Raw genomic sequence first — 15,535 nt, 5'->3', positions numbered from 1 at the left:
TGACGTCCTCGACACGCTCGGTGACGACATGCACAGTGCGCTCGTGCCACCGGGAGCCCTGCACCAGCGGGTGACCGCCGCCCTCAGCAACTGGCAGCTCGACGACGCCGAGCGGCTGCTCGCCGGGGTCGAGCGGGACCCCTCGCCCTACGTCGCCGCCACTCCTGCGCCCGACGCGCCCGAGGGCGCCCCGGCGTCGCTGGGCCGCGCGTGGGCCGACACGCTGCGCGCCGAGCTCCTGGTGCGCCGGCTGCGCGTCGCCGGGTTCACCCTCGTGGGTGAGCCCGTCTCCCCCGCAGGGCCCGCCCTCGACCTGCACGCCGGTGTCGCCGGGCTGATCGACGGCTCCCCCGACGACCCGGACGCCGACCCGCGCGCGGAGCAGGCCTCCCGCGCCGCCCTCGCGATCGCGCTGGTCCGCTCGGCGAAGGCCGCGTTCGACGCCGCCGACGACGCCCTCCAGCGGGCCGCGGGCCTCGCTCGGCACGCGCGCATCGAGCTGCTCTCGCGGCGCATCGACGCCGCGATGGACGAGGCGGTGGAGGCCGCGAGCCTGCTCGACCCGGAGCTCACCCCCAGCCCGCTGCTGGTCGACACGCTGGGCACGCTGGCCGGGGTGCTCGCCGACCTGGAGCTCATGCCGCTGGCGCTGGACTACCAGCGGCGCGCGCTGGAGGCCGCGCAGGCGGTCGCGGCCGGCCCCGCCGCGGAGCCCGACCGCGACGTGCTCGTCGCCGTGGCCGCCACCCGGCTCGGGGAGCTGTGCGCCGAGCTCGGCGAGGGGCTCCTGGACGACGGCGCCCCCGAGTCCGCCGCGCCCTACTTCGCCGAGGCACGCGCGCTGGCCGAGCAGGCGCTGGTGCAGCTGCCGCCGGAGTCGCCCGGCGTCGTGGCGGCCCAGGTCGTGCACGGGTGGGCCCTGGTGGGCATGGGCGAGCAGGTGGCGGCGGTCGGGCCGCTCCGCGCCGCCGTCCGGCAGGCGACCGCCACCGCCGACCGCGACCGCACCGCCTCCGCCGAGCTCGCCCTGGGCCGGGCGCTGCGCCGGCAGGGCGAGGGGCGGGCGGCCGACGAGCACCTGGTCGCCGCGCTCACCCTGGCCACCGAGCACGGACTGCCCCGGGTGCGCCGGGCCGCGCTCCGCGAGCTGTGCACCCTGCACGCCGACCTCGACGACGCCGGGCGGGCGCTGCCGTACCTGCAGGCCTACCTGGCCGACGAGCTGGACCGGGTCGACGAGCGGCGCACCCGCTGGGTGGAGCTGTTCGGCCGGCGCAAGAGCCTGCTGGAGACCGAGCGCGCCGCCGGGCAGCTGCGCCGGCAGGCCTACGAGGACCCGCTCACCCACCTGCCCAACCGGCGCTACGCCGAGGCGCGGCTGGACGGGCTGCTCGCCGCCGGCGACGTGCCGGCGCTGGCCGTGGTCGACGTCGACAACTTCAAGGCGATCAACGACACCGCCGGGCACCCGGCCGGCGACGCCGTGCTGCGCACCGTCGGCGAGCTGCTGGTCGCCGGCGTGCGCGACACCGACGAGGTGTGCCGCTGGGCCGGCGACGAGTTCGTCATCCTGCTGCCCGAGACCACCGCGGAGCAGGGTGAGCGGGCGCTGGAGCGCATCCGGGCCGCGGTCGCGCGCTACCCGTGGGTGGACCTCGGCCTCGACGTCCCGGTGACCATCAGCGCCGGCATCGCCTCGGCCACCCGGGGCGACGACCGCAAGACCCTGTTCGCCGCCGCCGACGGCGTGCTCTACGACGCCAAGCGCAGCGGCCGCGACCGCGTCGTCCGGCTCTCCGCGCTCACCCAGACCCGGGCGGCCGACGGCGCCGCCCCGGCCCCCGCACCCGGGACGCCGGCCCCGCGGACCACCCCGGACGGCGACGCCGCCCGCGCCGTCGCCGCCGTCCGCGAGGAGGCCGCCGGGTTCGCCGCGCTGCTGGGCGAGCCGCACCCCCCGCTGGGGCGTCCCCACCCGGGCGAGCCGCTCCTCGTGCCCGATGCGACCGTGCGCCGCCCCGCCGAGGAGGTCGGCCCGGCGGTGGTCCGGGCAGCCGGCCGCAGCACCGAGCAGGTGCTGGCCCTCGTCCGCGACGCCCGGCGCGACACCCCCGACCGCCCGGTGCTCGTCGTCCGGGCGGCACCCTCGACCCTGGTGGCGCTGGCCACCGAGCACGGCTCCGGCACCACCGTGGACGGCGCCGCGGAGGCCGCCGCCGTCGGCCCGCTGCCGCGGCCGGCCGGCCGCACCGCCGTGCTGCGCACCGACGGGGCCGACCCCGTCGCCACCGCGGAGGCCGCCTTCGTGGCCCGGGTCGCGGGCACCGAGGTGGTGCTGGTCGAGGGCGACCCGCTCCCGGAGGACGCCGACTGCCTGGTCGTCGTCGCCGGCGCCGACGCCGCGCAGGTCTCCTCGATCGCCGCCCGCACCGACGTGCCGGTGGTGGCGGTCCCGACGTCGGCCGCGCACCCCGGCGGGCTGGGCGGGCTGGGCGCGCTGGTGTCGATGCTGCACCCGGCGGGCTCCGGTGTCGTCGTCACCGCGGTGGACGACGGCTGCTCGGCCGGCATCTTCGCCGCCCGCGTCGCACGCAGGAGCGCGCGGACGTCGTCATGACCATCGGGTGGCTGGACCTGGCGGCGGGCGCCTCGGGGGACATGCTGCTGGGTGCCCTGGTCGACGCCGGGGTGCCGCTGGACGTGCCGGCGCGGGCGGTGGCCGCGCTGCCGGTCGAGCCGGTGCGGCTGACCACCGAGCAGGTCACCCGGCACGGCCTCGGCGCCACCCGGGTGCACGTGCACGCCCCGCCGTCGGACGTGCGGCGCACCTGGGCCGACGTCCGGGAGCTGCTCCGGTCCGCGGCGCTGCCGGCACCGGTGCGCGACGGCGCGCTCGACGTGTTCGAGCGGCTGGCCGTCGCGGAGGGCCGGGTGCACCGCGTCGACCCGGCGGAGGTGCACTTCCACGAGGTCGGCGCGCTGGACGCCCTGGCCGACGTGGTGGGCGTGGTCGCCGCCTTCGAGCACCTGGGCCTGTCGCGGCTGACCGCGTCGCCCGTCGCGCTGGGCAGCGGCACGGCGCGCGGGTCGCACGGCGTCGTCCCCGTCCCCGGCCCGGCCGTGCTGGAACTGCTCGCCGGGGCGCCGGTGCACGCCGGGGCGGTCCCGGCGGAGACGTGCACGCCCACCGGCGCCGCGCTGCTCGCCGCCCGGGTGGAGGAGTGGACGACGCTGCCCGCCCTCCGCGTCGAGCGGGTCGGCGTGGGCGCCGGCGCGCGCGACCCCGAGCAGCAGCCCAACGTCGTCCGGCTGGTCCTGGGCCACGCCGGCGACCCCGCGCCGGCCCGCCCGGTCGTGCTCGAGGCCAACGTCGACGACCTCGACCCGCGGGTGTGGCCCGGCGTCCTCGACGACCTCCTCGCCGCGGGCGCGTCCGACGCGTGGCTCACCCCGATCCTGATGAAGAAGGGCCGCCCGGCGCACACCCTGTCGGTCCTCTGCCGGCCCGAGGTCGTGCCCGCCGTGCAGGCCGCGGTCTTCGCGACGACGTCGACCATCGGGCTGCGGGTGGTCGAGGTCGGGAAGGTCGCCCTGGAGCGGGTGCAGGCCACCGTGGAGGTGCTCGGCGCCCCGGTCGGCGTGAAGCTCGCCGTCTCCGGCGGTGAGGTGGTCAACGTGAGCGTCGAGTACGAGGACGTCGCCGCGCTGGCCCGCGCCCGCGAGCTGCCGGTCAAGGAGGTGCTGCGGGCCGCCACGGCCGCCGCGGAGGCGGCCCACCCGGTGGGCCCGCGCGCCGCGCCGCCCCCGCTCTGGGGTTGATCCCGGCTCACCGCGCCCGCAGCCCGGCAGCCGCCACCGGTCCCACCGCGAGCACGAGCAGCCCGACGGCGCCCGCGCCGCCCACCGCCCACGCGGCGAACACCAGCAGCGAGGACAGCTCCACGCCCACCCCGGCCACCGAGGTGATCGTCGCCCGGTACGGCCCGCTGATCCGCCGCTGCAGCTCGGCCTCCGCGGCCACCAGCACCGCCAGGTAGACGCCGTAGGCCACGGCGAGCACGGCGACCACCAGCAGGCCCGCCGTCGCCGCGGCCAGCAGCAGCCCCGCGCCCGCCGCCAGGAGCAGCGCCCCCAGCAGCCGGCCCGGCGGCCGCACCAGCCGCCCGCCCGCCGCCGCGCCGGCGGCCCCGGCGAGCGAGACGGCCAGCACCGCCACCGGCACCGCCACCGCGGGCACGCCGCGGTCGGCCACCAGCACCGGGAAGTACTCCTCCACCCCGTCCAGCCCGCCGACCAGCGCCACGGCCACGACGGCGGCCAGCAGGGCGGGGCGGCGCAGCGCGACGCCCGGGCGCGCGGCGGGCTCCTCGTCGTCCGCGCCGCCGGCCACGGCCTCGGGGAACCGGAGGGCGAGGCCGGCGGCGGCCAGGCAGACGGCGGCGCTCGCCCAGCCGACCAGCGGGAAACCGCCGAGGGCGTGCAGGGCGGTCGCCGCCAGCGCCGTCGGCACCTGCACGAGCAGCTCGGCGGCGGTCATGGCGGCGTTCACCCGGGCGAAGCAGCCCGCCGCGCCGACCGCGGCCAGCCCGTCGTGCACGAGCGCCTCCGCGGTGCCCGACGTGCCGGCACCGGCCAGGCCCCACAGCACGAACCCGGCCGCGAAGGCGCCGGTCGAGGGGGTCGCCGTCCACAGGGCGAAGGCCGCCGCCTGCAGCACGCCCGCGAGGGCCAGCACGCCCCGGCGGGACCACCGGTCGGCGAGCAGCCCGGCCGGGACCTCGGCCAGCAGGCCGGTGACCGACCAGAGGCCGAACAGCAGCGACAGCTCGGCGGCGGAGACCCCGGCGTCGAGGAACAGCAGGGCGTAGAGCGGGTACAGCGGCACCCACTCCGACAGCGCGGCCCAGCCGATGGCCAGGCGGGTGAGCGGTCTGGCCGCCGGGGGCAGCGGGGGCGGTGCGGATCAATGTCGGCGCATGACCGGCACGGTAGACCCGGGACGGCCCGAGCGCACCGGTGTTCCACGGGAAACCGCCGGACGCGGATGACCCGTGCGGGGGAAGTGACACGCCGGGGCTCAACCGCCGTAGCGTGCGCGCCGTTGCGAAACTGGACGGACCGGAAGCGCCGGTCCTGCCCGCGGGGGGACACGAGATGACGAGCACGGCCGAGCCCGCGCCGGTGCCCACGCGTCCGGACGCCCGCGAGGCGGACTCCGAGCTGCCCGTCATGGACGCCGACCCCGCGCTCCAGGGCCTGGTGCGGGTGGCCGCCGCGGTCACCGGGACGCCCTGGGCCTCGGTGATCACCATGGACACCGCCGTCATGCACGTCCTGGCGGTGCACGGCTTCCGCGGCGCCTCCTGGCCGCGCGAGGGCTCCATGGTGGCGACCGTGCTCGAGCGGGGGCCGGGGGTGCAGACCTGCGACGACCTCGCGCTGGAGCCGGCGTTCGCCGGCAGCCCCTGGCTGGACGGGCGCCGCGCACGGATGCGCGCCTTCGGCACCGTCCCGGTGGTCGTGGACGGCCGCACGGTGGCGGCGGTCTGCGTCTTCGACGTGGTGCCGCACGCCTTCACCGACACCGAGCGCGCCCGGCTGGCCGACGTCGCCGCCGCGGTGGCCGCGCTGCTCCGCGCGGGGCAGCAGGCGCGCGAGCTCGCCGACCTCGCCGCCGCCAGCCAGCTCGCCCGGGCCGAGACCGCCCGGGCGCACCAGGAGCTGGCCCGCTCGACGGCCTTCACGCGGTCCCTTCTCGAGGTGCTGCCCGTCGGCGTGGTGGGCGCGGACGCCGCGGGTCGGGTGACCCTCTTCAACGCCGCCAGCCGCCGCTGGCACGGCCTCGACGCCGACCCGACGGTGGAGCCGGCGGACATCCCGGTCACCTTCGGCCTCACCGACGTCACGGGGCAGCCGCTGACCCCCGAGCAGGTGCCGCTGCGCAGGATCTACGCCGAAGGGCGGATCGACGACGCCGAGATGGGCATCGCCCTGCCGGGCCGGCCGTTCCGCCGCATCTCCTGCTCCGGCGTGCAGGTGCACGGCGCCGACGGCGACCTGCTCGGCGCCGTCGTCACGCTCTCCGACGTCACCGAGCAGCGGGCCCTCGAGGACGCGCTGCGCGACGCCGCGCTGCACGACCCGCTCACCGGCCTGCCCAACCGCAACCTGCTCCTCGACCGGCTGGACCAGACCCTCGCCGCCGCGGAGCGGGCCCGCCGTCCGATGGCGGTGCTCTACTGCGACCTCGACGGGTTCAAGCCGGTCAACGACACCGCCGGGCACGCCGCCGGTGACGAGGTGCTCGTGGAGGCCGCCCGCCGGCTGGCCGCGGCGATCCGCCCCGGCGACACGGTGGCGCGGATCGGCGGCGACGAGTTCGTCGTCCTCTGCCCGGAGGCCGGCTCCGAGCGGGCCGCCCAGGTCATCGCCGACCGGATCACCGCCGCGTTCGACGCCCCCCTCCGCCGCCCCAACGGCGATGTGCACGCCGTCGGCATCAGCATCGGGGTGGCGCTCTGCGGGCCCGGCGAGACCCCGGACTCCGCGCTGGCCGCCTCCGACGCCGCGATGTACCGGGTGAAGGCGGCCCGCCGGGGCGCCCGCGTCCCGGCGCCCCGCCCGGTGACCGATCCCACCGTCCCCGCTCCCTGACCCGGCCGTCCGGCGGCCGCTACCGTGGACCGCCGAGAGGTCGCCTGCCCGAGCCCCGCCCGGCAGAGCCGTGCGAGGAGGGTTCCCGTGATCTGGTCGGTCGTGCTGGCCGCCTTCGTCCTGGTGCTGCCGGTCGAGCTGCCCGACAAGACGCTGTTCGCCAGCCTGGTGCTGGCCACCCGCTTCCCGCCGCTGCCGGTGTTCGTCGGCGTCGGCACCGCCTTCGGCCTGCAGGTGGCGATCGCGGTCACCGCGGGGTCGCTGCTCTCGCTGCTGCCCGAGGCGCTGGTCACCGGCGTCGTGGCGCTGCTGTTCCTCGTGGGCGCGGTGATCCTCTGGCGCAGCGCCACCGCGGGCGCCGAGGACGCCGGCGCGGCCGCGGACGCCCGGGAGCGGACGTCGTTCCTGAGGGCCGCGGCGATCTCCTTCGGCGTGCTGTTCGCGGCCGAGTGGGGCGACCTCTCCCAGCTCGCCACCGCCGGGCTGGCCGCGCGCTACGAGGAGCCGCTGTCGGTGTTCGTCGGCGCCTGGGCCGCGCTGCTCGTGGTGTCCGGGCTCGCCGTGTTCCTGGGCAAGAAGCTGGCCGACCGGCTGCCGATCCCGCTGATCCGCCGGGTCGCCGCGGGCCTGTTCCTCGTGTTCGCCGTGGTCGCGGCCGTCGAGACGGTCCGCGCGCTCACCTGACCGGCGATCAGGGCAGCGTCGGTATCCAGTCGGCCACCGCGCGGCCGATCTCGTGCGGGGAGTCCTCCGGGACGAAGTGGCTGCCCGCGACGGTGACCTCGGTGAGCGCCGGCCAGGTGCGCACGAACTCCCGCTGCCGCCCGACCAGGATCGACCCCGGATCGGCGTCGATGAAGAGCTTGGGGACGTCGCTGCCGGCGAGCCACGCCCCGTAGCGCCCCACCACCTCGACGACCGCCGTCGGCTCCCCCTCGATCGGCAGCTGGCGGGGCCACTCGAGGGTCGGCCAGCGGTCCTCGCGCCGGGCGAACGGGGCCCGGTAGCGGTCGTGCGCCCCGGGGGTGAGGCCGCGGGCCACCGACGCGGGCAGCACGCGCTCGACGAAGACGTTCTTGTCCAGCACCGCGGCCTCGCCGTCCGGGCCGCGCATGACCTGGAAGACGTTGCGCGCCGCCGCGGGCCAGTCGTCCCAGGTCACCGGGGCGACGATCGCCTCGGTGAACGCGATGCCCCGGACCCGGTCCTGGTGGCGTTCGGCCCAGTCGAAGCCCAGGCCCGACCCCCAGTCGTGCAGGACCAGCGTGACGCGGTCGCCGACGAAGACCCGGTCGAGGAACTCCTCCAGGTAGGCCGCGTGCGTGGCGAACGAGTAGGTGCCGGGACCGGCGTCGGGCAGCTTGTCCGACTCACCCATGCCGACGAGGTCGGGGGCGATGCAGCGGCCGAGGTGCTGCACGTGCGGGATGACGTTGCGCCAGAGGTAGGACGACGTCGGGTTGCCGTGCAGGAAGACGATCGACTCCCCGGTGCCGACGTCGACGTAGGCCATCTCGGCGTCCCCGACGGTGATCCGCGTGCGGGGGAACGGGTCCTCGGGCGAGACGTCGTCGGCCATGCCGCCGATCCTCACACCGCCCGGCGATCCCCGCCGGTCGCCGTCTCAGGCCGGCCGTGCGACCAGCACGCGGAACAGGTTGCGCAGCCGGTAGCCGCCGTCGCCGGTGCGGTGGGGCGCCAGGTGCTCGAGCAGGCTGTCCCGCACCGCCTCGGGCTCGGCCCGGCGCGCCGCCGAGCGGGCGACCGGCGTGGCCATGAGGGGCCCGAGCAGCTCGTCGGCGTCCGCGTAGCCGAACGGCACGACCACCTCGTCGAGCCGCTCGACCACCAGCCCCGCCCGTCCCGCCATCGCGCGCAGCCGCGCCGGCTCGCTCACCGCGGGCCCCCGGCCGGGCCGGCGCGGCGCCAGGGCCTCCTGCAGCACCCGCAGGTCGCACTCCCGGTCGCGGCCCCAGACGGTCGCGACGACGACACCGCCGGCCCGCCCGGCCCGGTGCAGCACCGCGACCGGGTCGGCCACGTGCATGAGCAGCTGGACGGCGGTGACGACGTCGAACGGCCCGGGCGGCGGGTCCTGCGCGTGCCGCACGAGGAACGTCCCGCCGGGGACGGCGGCGGCCGCCTCCGCGACGGCGTCCGGGTCGGTGTCGACGCCGGTCACCCGGGCACCGCGGTCGGCCGCGCGCCGCGCCAGCCCGCCTGCACCGCAGCCCAGGTCGAGCAGCCGGGTGCCGGCGGCCACCGCGGCGGCGTCCAGCACCGCCTCGTGCAGCACCGCGCCCCAGCCGTCCGCTCCCCCGCTCACCGGACCGACCATAGAGGCTTGACCCTGACGCGACGTCAGGCCGCACGCTCGTCGTCGTCACGGAGAGGAGGGATCCGGTGAACGTGGGAGAGGTGGCCGCGCTGGCCGGCGTCACGGTGCGCACGCTGCACCACTACGACCGGATCGGCCTGCTGCGGCCGTCCGGGCGGACGTCGGCCGGCTACCGGCGGTACGCGCCGGCCGACCTCGACCGGCTGCACCAGGTGCTGCTGTACCGCGAGCTCGGGTTCCCCCTCGAGGAGGTCGCGGCCCTGCTGGACGACCCGTCCGCCGACCCCGCCGAGCACCTGCGCCGGCAGCACCGGCTGCTGCGGGACCGGCTGGAGCGGACGCAGGCCATGGTCGCGGCCGTCGAGAAGGAGATGGAGGCACGGGACATGGGGATCGACCTGACCCCGGAGGAGCGGTTCGAGGTGTTCGGCGAGCACGACCCGGAGCGGTACGAGGCCGAGGTCCGGGAGCGCTGGGGCGAGACGGACGCCCACGCGGAGTCGAAGCGGAGGACCGCGGCGTACGCCAAGGAGGACTGGCTGCGCATCAAGGCCGAGGGGGAGGACCTCGAGGCCCGTTTCGCGGCCGCCCTGGCCGACGGCGCCCCGGCCGACTCGGAGCGGGCGATGGACCTCGCGGAGGAGCACCGGCAGCACATCGGCCGGAACTTCTACGACTGCCCGCCCGAGATGCACGCCGGCCTGGGCCGGATGTACGTCGAGGACGAGCGGTTCACCGCCCACTACGAGCGGATCGCGCCCGGCCTGGCGCGGTACGTGGGCACCGCCGTCGAGGCCAACGCCGCGCGCCAGGGCTGAGCGTGTGCGGTCAGGCCTTGGCCGCGGCCACCAGCGGCGCCTGGCGCCGGTAGAGGTCCTGCTCGACGCAGTCGACGAGGAACGCCGCCAGGTCGGCGCGGTCGATCCAGGTCGCCCGCGCCGACCGGTGGGCGTCGTGGTCGACCGCGCCGGTCGGGCTGCCCTCCTTGAGCCGCGGCGGCCGCACCAGGGTCCACTCCCGGTCGCTGGCCGCCCAGCGGGCGTGCTCGGCCGGCTTGTCCTGCACCACCTCGCCGCCCAGCTTCTGGATGAGCAGGGAGATGATCCGCGCGGTGGGGGACTTCCGGTCGCCCGGCACGTCGATCCCGGCTCCGGAGACGCCGACGAAGCGTGCCACCCCGGTCCGTTGCATGACCGGGACCAGCGCCGCGGCGGTGTCCCGGTGCAGCGTGTGGTCTCCGCCCACCGGGCCCAGGGCGGAGACGACCGCATCCGCACCCGAGACCAGCTCGGTGAGCGCGGCCTCGTCCCGGCTGCTGCCGGGGACGAGGCGGACCCGCCCCGCCGTCTCCCCCAGCTTCGCCGGGTCGCGCACGAGCACGGTGACCTCGTGCCCGCGGCGGAGCAGTTCCTCGACCAGCGGGCGGCCGGTGCGCCCGGTGGCCCCCAGCACGGCGACCTTCACGACGACTCCTCCCGGGGGACGGTCTCCGGGCGGCGCCACGCCCCCGCCTCGCGCCGCACGGTCTCGAGCACCGGGCGCGGGTCGCGCCCGGTCACCTGCCGCACGTCACCGGTCAGGCCGGCGGCCAGCCCGAGCCGCGCGGTCGTGTAGATGCCGGCGGTCACCCACGCCATCCCGGCGCCCATCCCGAGCGCCGTGCGCGCGTGGCGGACGTACCGCAGCACGCCTGTCGGGCGGTAGGTGATGCGGCGGCCGAGGACCTCGGACAGCGCGTCCGCCACCTCGCCGTGGGTCAGCGCCTCCGGCCCGGTGACCGTCCACGCCCGCCCGCGGTGCGCCCGCGGCTCGGCGAGGACGGCGGCGACGACGTCGGCGACGTCCAGCGTGTCCACGAACGCCGTGCGCCCGTCCCCCGCCGGCAGGACCAGCTCGTCCCGGTCGCGGATGTCGGCGGCGTGGGTGGTCGAGAGGTTCTGCGTGGAGAAGGACGGGCGCACGAACGTCCACGACATGCCGGAGCCGCGCAACCAGCGCTCCACGGTCGCGTGCGGGACGACGGGGATCCGCTCGGCGCCCTGCAGCGACAGGAAGACGACGTGGCCGACGCCGGCGTCCCGGGCCGCGGCCACCGCGGGCAGCAGGTCGCGCCGGACGTCCCCGAGCGCCGGCGGGCGGACCAGGAAGACCGTCTCGACGCCGGCGAAGGCGGCCGGCCACGTGGACGGATCGGTGAAGTCGAAGCGGACGGCCTCGGCGCCGGGCCCGGCATGATCGGCGGGGCTGCGGTCCGCGCGGCGGACGGCGATCCCGCCGGCCACGAGGCGGTCGACGACGGGCCGGCCGACGTTGCCGGAGGCGCCGGTCACCAGGACGGTCATATGTGTACGGTACATGTGAAGGAGGGCGCCGTGTCCGATCTCGAACGCCTCGACCGGGCGCTGCTGCGGCTGCGGCGCGTCTGGGACGCCCCGGCGGGGATCGAGCACGAGGGGCGCACCGTGGAGGGCTCCACCCTGCTGGTGAGCCTGGCCGTCGAGGAGCACGGCCGGGCCGGCGCCGACGCCGGCGTCACCGAGGTCGCGGGCACGCTCGGCGTCACCCACTCGACGGCGAGCCGGCTGGTCGGCCGGGCCGTGGCGGCCGGCATGGTCGCGCGGCGGCCGCACACCGGGGATCCGCGGCGGGTGGCCCTGTCGCTCACCGCGGACGGGGAACGGCTGGTGGCGGCGTCGCGCGCCTTCCGCACCGCCCGGCTGCGCGGCGCGCTCGACTCCTGGCCGGAGGACGAGATCGGCACGCTGGCCGACCTGCTGACCCGCTTCGCCGAGGCGATGGCCCCCGCTCCGGGGGCGCGGGTCAGCCGCGGGTGACCAGCCCCTCGGAGACCAGCCAGTCCAGGGCGACGTCGGCGGGTTGCTCCCCGCCGACGTCGACGCGGCCGTTGAGCTCCACCATCACCTCGTCGGTGAGCCGCGGGGCGATCCGGGCGAACACGTCGGCGATCGCCGGGTTCTCCTCCAGGACGTCGGTCACCACCACCGGGGCCGCGTTGTAGGCGGGGAAGTAGCCGCGGTCGTCCTCCAGGACGGTGAGGTCCAGCGCCGCGATCCGGCCGTCGGTGGTGAAGACCTCGCCGAAGTTGCACGCCCCGTCGTCGGTCGCCGTGTAGACCGCACCGGTGTCCAGGACGCGGACGTTCTCCCGCGGCACGCCGTCCGGGTCGCCGAGCGGGATGCCGTACGCCTCGAGCATCGGCTCGAAGCCGTCACCGCGCGTGGCGAACTCCGACTCCACGCAGAACGTCCGCTGCTCCACCGGCAGCTCGGCGACGTCGGAGAGGCTGGCGACCCCACCGAGCTCCGGCACCGCCTCGGAGCGGACGGCGAAGGCGTACGTGTTGTTCAGCGGGGCCGGCGGCAGCCAGGTGAGCCCGTTGGCCGCATCGGCGTCGCGCACCGCCTCGTACTGCTCCTGCCGGTCGGGGATCCCCTCCGGCATCCCCAGGTAGTTCAGCCACCCGGTGCCGGTGTACTCCCACTGCACCTCGACCTCGCCGTCGAGCATCGCGGCCCGCGCCGGGGCGGCACCGGGGATGCCGCTGCGGTCGACGACGTCGAAGCCCGCCACCTGCAGGGCGATCACGGCGATCTTGCCCAGGAGCAGCGCCTCGGTGAAGTTCTTGGTGCCGACGACGACCTGCGCGCCCTCCTCCGCGACCGGCTCGATCGCGCCCGGCGCGGCCTCCGGGGTGAAGGTGTTGGCGCTCTCCAGGCCGCAGCCGGCCACCAGCGCGGTGGACAGGACGGCCGCGGCGGCGGCAGCGGGGGCGCGCATCACAGCCCCTTCGGCCGGGCGACGTGCTCGACGACCCTGCCCAGCCAGTCCACCGCCAGCGCGAGCAGCGCGACGAGCACCGCCCCGCTGATCAGCAGCGAGTCCAGCGAGAGGGTGATCCCGGTGTTGATCAGGACGCCCAGCCCGCCGCCGTCGATGAAGGTGGCCAGCGTGGCCGTCCCGACCAGCAGGACGAGGGCGGTGCGCACGCCGGCGAGCAGCACCGGCACGGCGAGCGGGAGCTCCACCCGCAGCAGCACCGCCAGCGCGCTCATCCCCATGCCGCGCCCCGCCTCGACCAGCCGTTCGTCGACCCCCTGGATGCCGACCATGGTGTTGCGCAGCACGGGCAGCGCCGCGTACACGACGAGCGCGACGACCGTCGTCCCGAAGCCGAAGCCCAGCCAGGTGGCCAGCAGGACGAACAGGCCGATCGCGGGGGCCGCCTGCCCGGTGTTGGCGATGCCGACGACCAGCGGGCTGAGCCGCCGCAGCGGGCGCCGGGTCAGCGCGATGCCCAGCGGCACCGCGATGAGCAGCACGATGACCGCGGCGACGACGGTCAGGGCCAGGTGCTCGCGGATGCTGTCGCCGAGCACGCCCCAGCCGAGCTGCCGGGCCTCGGTGTCGCTCAGGTCGGCGGTCAGCCGCCACACCAGGAAGGCGGCCACCCCGAGGACGACGAGCGCCGGCTGCAGCAGCAGCGCCCGCCAGCCACCGCCGCCCGCGGCGGAGGGGTCGGCGTGCCGCGCGGTCTCCTCGGCGGGGGCGGGTTCCGGTGCGCCGCCGGCGCGCACCTCGGGGGCGGCGGTCATCCGGCCGTCTCCGTGCGGGACCGCTGGATGGCGGCCATGACGGTCTCCACCGCCATCACCCCGGCGAGTCCGTCACGCCGTCCGGTCACCACGACGCCGCCCTGGCTGGCCGCGAGCATGGTGTCCAGCGCGTCGTTGAGCGTCGACCGCAGCCCGACGACCGGGAGCCGCTCGTCCACCGTGTGCGGCACCGTGGTCGTCCGGGTCAGCTCGGCCACCGTCGGCCAGCTGATCGGCCGCCCCCTCGAGTCCAGCACCACCACGAAGTCGTCGCCGGCGGCCTGCGCCGCGGCCACCGCCTCCGCGGACGGGGAGCCCGCGACCGCCGTCGTCACCTGCACGAGGTCGACGTCGCCGACCCGGGTCAGCGTGAGCTGCTTGAGGGTGGCGCCCGCGCCGACGAAGTCGGCGACGTAGTCCTCCGCCGGCTCGGCGAGGATCCGCTCCGGGGTGTCGTACTGGACCACCCGCGCCCCGACGTCGAAGACGACGATGCGGTCGCCCAGCTTCACCGCCTCGTCGAAGTCGTGGGTGACGAACACGATCGTCTTCCCCAGCTCCTCCTGGATGCGCAGCAGCTCGTCCTGCAGGCGCTGGCGGGTGACCGGGTCCACGGCGCCGAACGGCTCGTCCATCAGCAGCACCGGCGGGTCCGCGGCCAGGGCGCGGGCCACGCCGACCCGCTGCTGCTGCCCGCCGGAGAGCTCCCGCGGGTACCGGTCGCGGTAGACGGCCGGGTCCAGGCCGACCAGCTCGAGCAGCTCGTCGATCCGGGCGGCGGTGCGCTGCTTGTCCCACCTGAGCATCCGGGGGACCATCCCGACGTTCGTCGCGACGGTCATGTGCGGGAAGAGCCCGCCGGCCTGGATGACGTAGCCGATCCTCCGGCGCAGCTGGTCGGCGTCCTGGTCCGTGACGTCCTCGTCGCCCAGGTGGATGCGCCCGCTGGTCGGCTCGATGAGCCGGTTGAGCATCTTGAGCAGGGTGGTCTTCCCGCAGCCGGACGGGCCGACGAACATCACCGTCTCGCCGGCGGCGATCTCCAGGTCGACGTCGTCGACCGCCGGCCGGTCCTGCCCGGGGTAGCGCTTGGTGACGCCCTCCAGGCGGATCGGCACCCCGCTGATGCGCCGGTCGTCGCCCGCCGTCCCGGCGGCGGCTGCGGATGCGGTCTCAGGCACGGATCCCCCTGGGGGTGGTGAGCCGACCCACCAGCACGAGCAGCAGGTCGAGGACGAGCGCGAGCAGGACGATGGCGATCGTCCCGGTCAGCGCGGAGTTGAGGGCGTTCGCGCCACCCAGCCGGGAGAGGCCGGAGAAGATGAAGCCACCGAGCCCGGGCCCGAGCACGTAGGCCGCGATCGCGGCGATGCCCATGACCATCTGCGTGGCGACGCGGATGCCGGCCAGGATGACCGGCCAGGCCAGCGGCAGCTCCACCCGCAGCAGGGCGGCGGCGCGGGTCATGCCGATGCCCCGCGCGGACTCGACGGTGGCCCGGTCGACCCCCGCCAGCCCGACCACGGCGTTGCGCAGCACCGGCAGCGCCGCGTAGAAGGTCACCGCGATCACCGCGGGCGTGATGCCGAAGCCGAACGGCGCCAGGAGGATGCCCAGCAGCGCGAAGGCGGGGATGGTCAGGCCCACGGCCGACACCCCGTTGGCCAGGGCCGTCGCCGTGGGGTTGCGGTACACCAGGACCGCCAGCGCGACCCCGATCAGCGAGCCCAGCAGGACGCACTGCACGACGAGGCTGACGTGCTGGACCGCCTGGAAGGTGATGAGGTCGGCCCGCTCGGTCACGTACTCCCACATGGGCCGCACCTCCCCTGGCCCGCGTCGGGGCCGCGTCCTCGTCGTCCGGCAGTGCGAGCCGTCCCGCCGATCGGCGGGGCGGGCGATCTTCGGCGCTCCAGGCAGCCGGCGAGCC

15 protein-coding genes are annotated in these 15,535 nt (G+C 76.8%); 6 read left to right on the top strand and 9 right to left on the bottom strand.

The genetic code is table 11. The features are described from left to right. Positions 1-43 precede the first annotated feature (43 nt). Together E9549_RS09895 and larC are read left to right on the top strand one after the other, a co-directional pair. On the top strand, positions 44-2,617 hold the full coding sequence (locus tag E9549_RS09895) for a diguanylate cyclase domain-containing protein (RefSeq protein ID WP_236826371.1): 2,574 nt from the start codon (positions 44-46) through the stop codon (positions 2,615-2,617). Beyond that, positions 2,614-3,819, top strand: a complete 1,206-nt coding sequence (larC, locus tag E9549_RS09890) for a nickel pincer cofactor biosynthesis protein LarC (protein WP_236826370.1) — start codon at positions 2,614-2,616, stop codon at positions 3,817-3,819. Before E9549_RS09895 ends, larC begins: the two co-directional genes overlap by 4 nt. Positions 3,820-3,826: 7 nt before the next feature. Here larC and E9549_RS09885 read toward each other — a convergent pair whose 3' ends face one another. Continuing rightward, positions 3,827-4,885, bottom strand: a complete 1,059-nt coding sequence (locus E9549_RS09885; RefSeq protein ID WP_236826369.1) for an MFS transporter — start codon at positions 4,883-4,885, stop codon at positions 3,827-3,829. A gap of 269 nt (positions 4,886-5,154) precedes the next feature. On the opposite strand from E9549_RS09885, the gene E9549_RS09880 reads away from it, so the two are divergent. Beyond that, entirely contained in the window at positions 5,155-6,654 is a 1,500-nt protein-coding gene (locus E9549_RS09880) for a diguanylate cyclase domain-containing protein (RefSeq protein WP_304505745.1), read from the top strand. 87 nt (positions 6,655-6,741) lie between these two features. Continuing rightward, complete coding sequence (locus E9549_RS09875) at positions 6,742-7,338, top strand: TMEM165/GDT1 family protein (RefSeq protein ID WP_236826368.1); 597 nt, start codon at positions 6,742-6,744, stop codon at positions 7,336-7,338. A 7-nt stretch (positions 7,339-7,345) separates the two neighbouring features. Here the strand turns inward: E9549_RS09875 and E9549_RS09870 are convergent, their stop codons facing one another. Both E9549_RS09870 and E9549_RS09865 read right to left on the bottom strand, forming a co-directional pair. Then, on the bottom strand, positions 7,346-8,233 hold the full coding sequence (locus tag E9549_RS09870; RefSeq protein ID WP_236826367.1) for a haloalkane dehalogenase: 888 nt from the start codon (positions 8,231-8,233) through the stop codon (positions 7,346-7,348). A gap of 45 nt (positions 8,234-8,278) precedes the next feature. Next, positions 8,279-8,980 carry a class I SAM-dependent methyltransferase gene (locus E9549_RS09865; protein WP_236826366.1) on the bottom strand — a complete coding sequence of 234 codons (702 nt, stop codon included), beginning with the start codon at positions 8,978-8,980 and terminating at the stop codon, positions 8,279-8,281. Between the two features lie 77 nt (positions 8,981-9,057). Here E9549_RS09865 and E9549_RS24120 point away from each other — a divergent pair, with 77 nt between their 5' ends. Next, positions 9,058-9,810: a MerR family transcriptional regulator gene (locus tag E9549_RS24120; RefSeq protein ID WP_236826365.1), complete on the top strand. Its 753-nt coding sequence runs from the start codon at positions 9,058-9,060 to the stop codon at positions 9,808-9,810. A gap of 10 nt (positions 9,811-9,820) precedes the next feature. Here the strand turns inward: E9549_RS24120 and E9549_RS09855 are convergent, their stop codons facing one another. Both E9549_RS09855 and E9549_RS09850 read right to left on the bottom strand, forming a co-directional pair. Then, positions 9,821-10,456, bottom strand: coding sequence for an NAD(P)-dependent oxidoreductase (locus E9549_RS09855; RefSeq protein WP_236826364.1), 636 nt, complete (start codon positions 10,454-10,456; stop codon positions 9,821-9,823). Then, positions 10,453-11,334: an NmrA family NAD(P)-binding protein gene (locus E9549_RS09850; protein ID WP_236826363.1), complete on the bottom strand. Its 882-nt coding sequence runs from the start codon at positions 11,332-11,334 to the stop codon at positions 10,453-10,455. Before E9549_RS09850 ends, E9549_RS09855 begins: the two co-directional genes overlap by 4 nt. 30 nt (positions 11,335-11,364) lie before the next feature. Here E9549_RS09850 and E9549_RS09845 point away from each other — a divergent pair, with 30 nt between their 5' ends. Then, positions 11,365-11,826: a MarR family winged helix-turn-helix transcriptional regulator gene (locus tag E9549_RS09845; RefSeq protein ID WP_236826362.1), complete on the top strand. Its 462-nt coding sequence runs from the start codon at positions 11,365-11,367 to the stop codon at positions 11,824-11,826. On the opposite strand, the gene E9549_RS09840 is transcribed toward E9549_RS09845, so the two are convergent. The 4 genes from E9549_RS09840 to E9549_RS09825 are packed head-to-tail and all read right to left on the bottom strand — an operon-like array spanning position 11,813 to position 15,420. Further along, positions 11,813-12,790 carry a glycine betaine ABC transporter substrate-binding protein gene (locus E9549_RS09840; RefSeq protein ID WP_236826361.1) on the bottom strand — a complete coding sequence of 326 codons (978 nt, stop codon included), beginning with the start codon at positions 12,788-12,790 and terminating at the stop codon, positions 11,813-11,815. The two genes, E9549_RS09845 and E9549_RS09840, sit on opposite strands and share 14 nt — an antisense overlap. After that, the gene (locus E9549_RS09835) at positions 12,790-13,605 is read right to left on the bottom strand and encodes an ABC transporter permease (RefSeq protein ID WP_236826360.1); all 816 of its coding nucleotides are present in this window, start codon (positions 13,603-13,605) and stop codon (positions 12,790-12,792) included. The genes E9549_RS09840 and E9549_RS09835 overlap by 1 nt, the downstream gene beginning before the upstream one ends. Then, positions 13,602-14,786, bottom strand: a complete 1,185-nt coding sequence (locus tag E9549_RS09830) for an ABC transporter ATP-binding protein (protein ID WP_236826359.1) — start codon at positions 14,784-14,786, stop codon at positions 13,602-13,604. Before E9549_RS09830 ends, E9549_RS09835 begins: the two co-directional genes overlap by 4 nt. Then, positions 14,779-15,420, bottom strand: coding sequence for an ABC transporter permease (locus E9549_RS09825; protein WP_236826387.1), 642 nt, complete (start codon positions 15,418-15,420; stop codon positions 14,779-14,781). The genes E9549_RS09830 and E9549_RS09825 overlap by 8 nt, the downstream gene beginning before the upstream one ends. Between the last annotated feature and the right edge of the window lie 115 nt (positions 15,421-15,535).

It is taken from the genome of Blastococcus sp. MG754426 (assembly GCF_021699055.1).
In the GTDB taxonomy this organism is placed as follows: Bacteria; Actinomycetota; Actinomycetes; order Mycobacteriales; family Geodermatophilaceae; genus Blastococcus.
The sequence above is the reverse complement of the archived record's forward strand: the minus strand, read 5'-3'. Positions and strand labels throughout refer to the sequence as shown.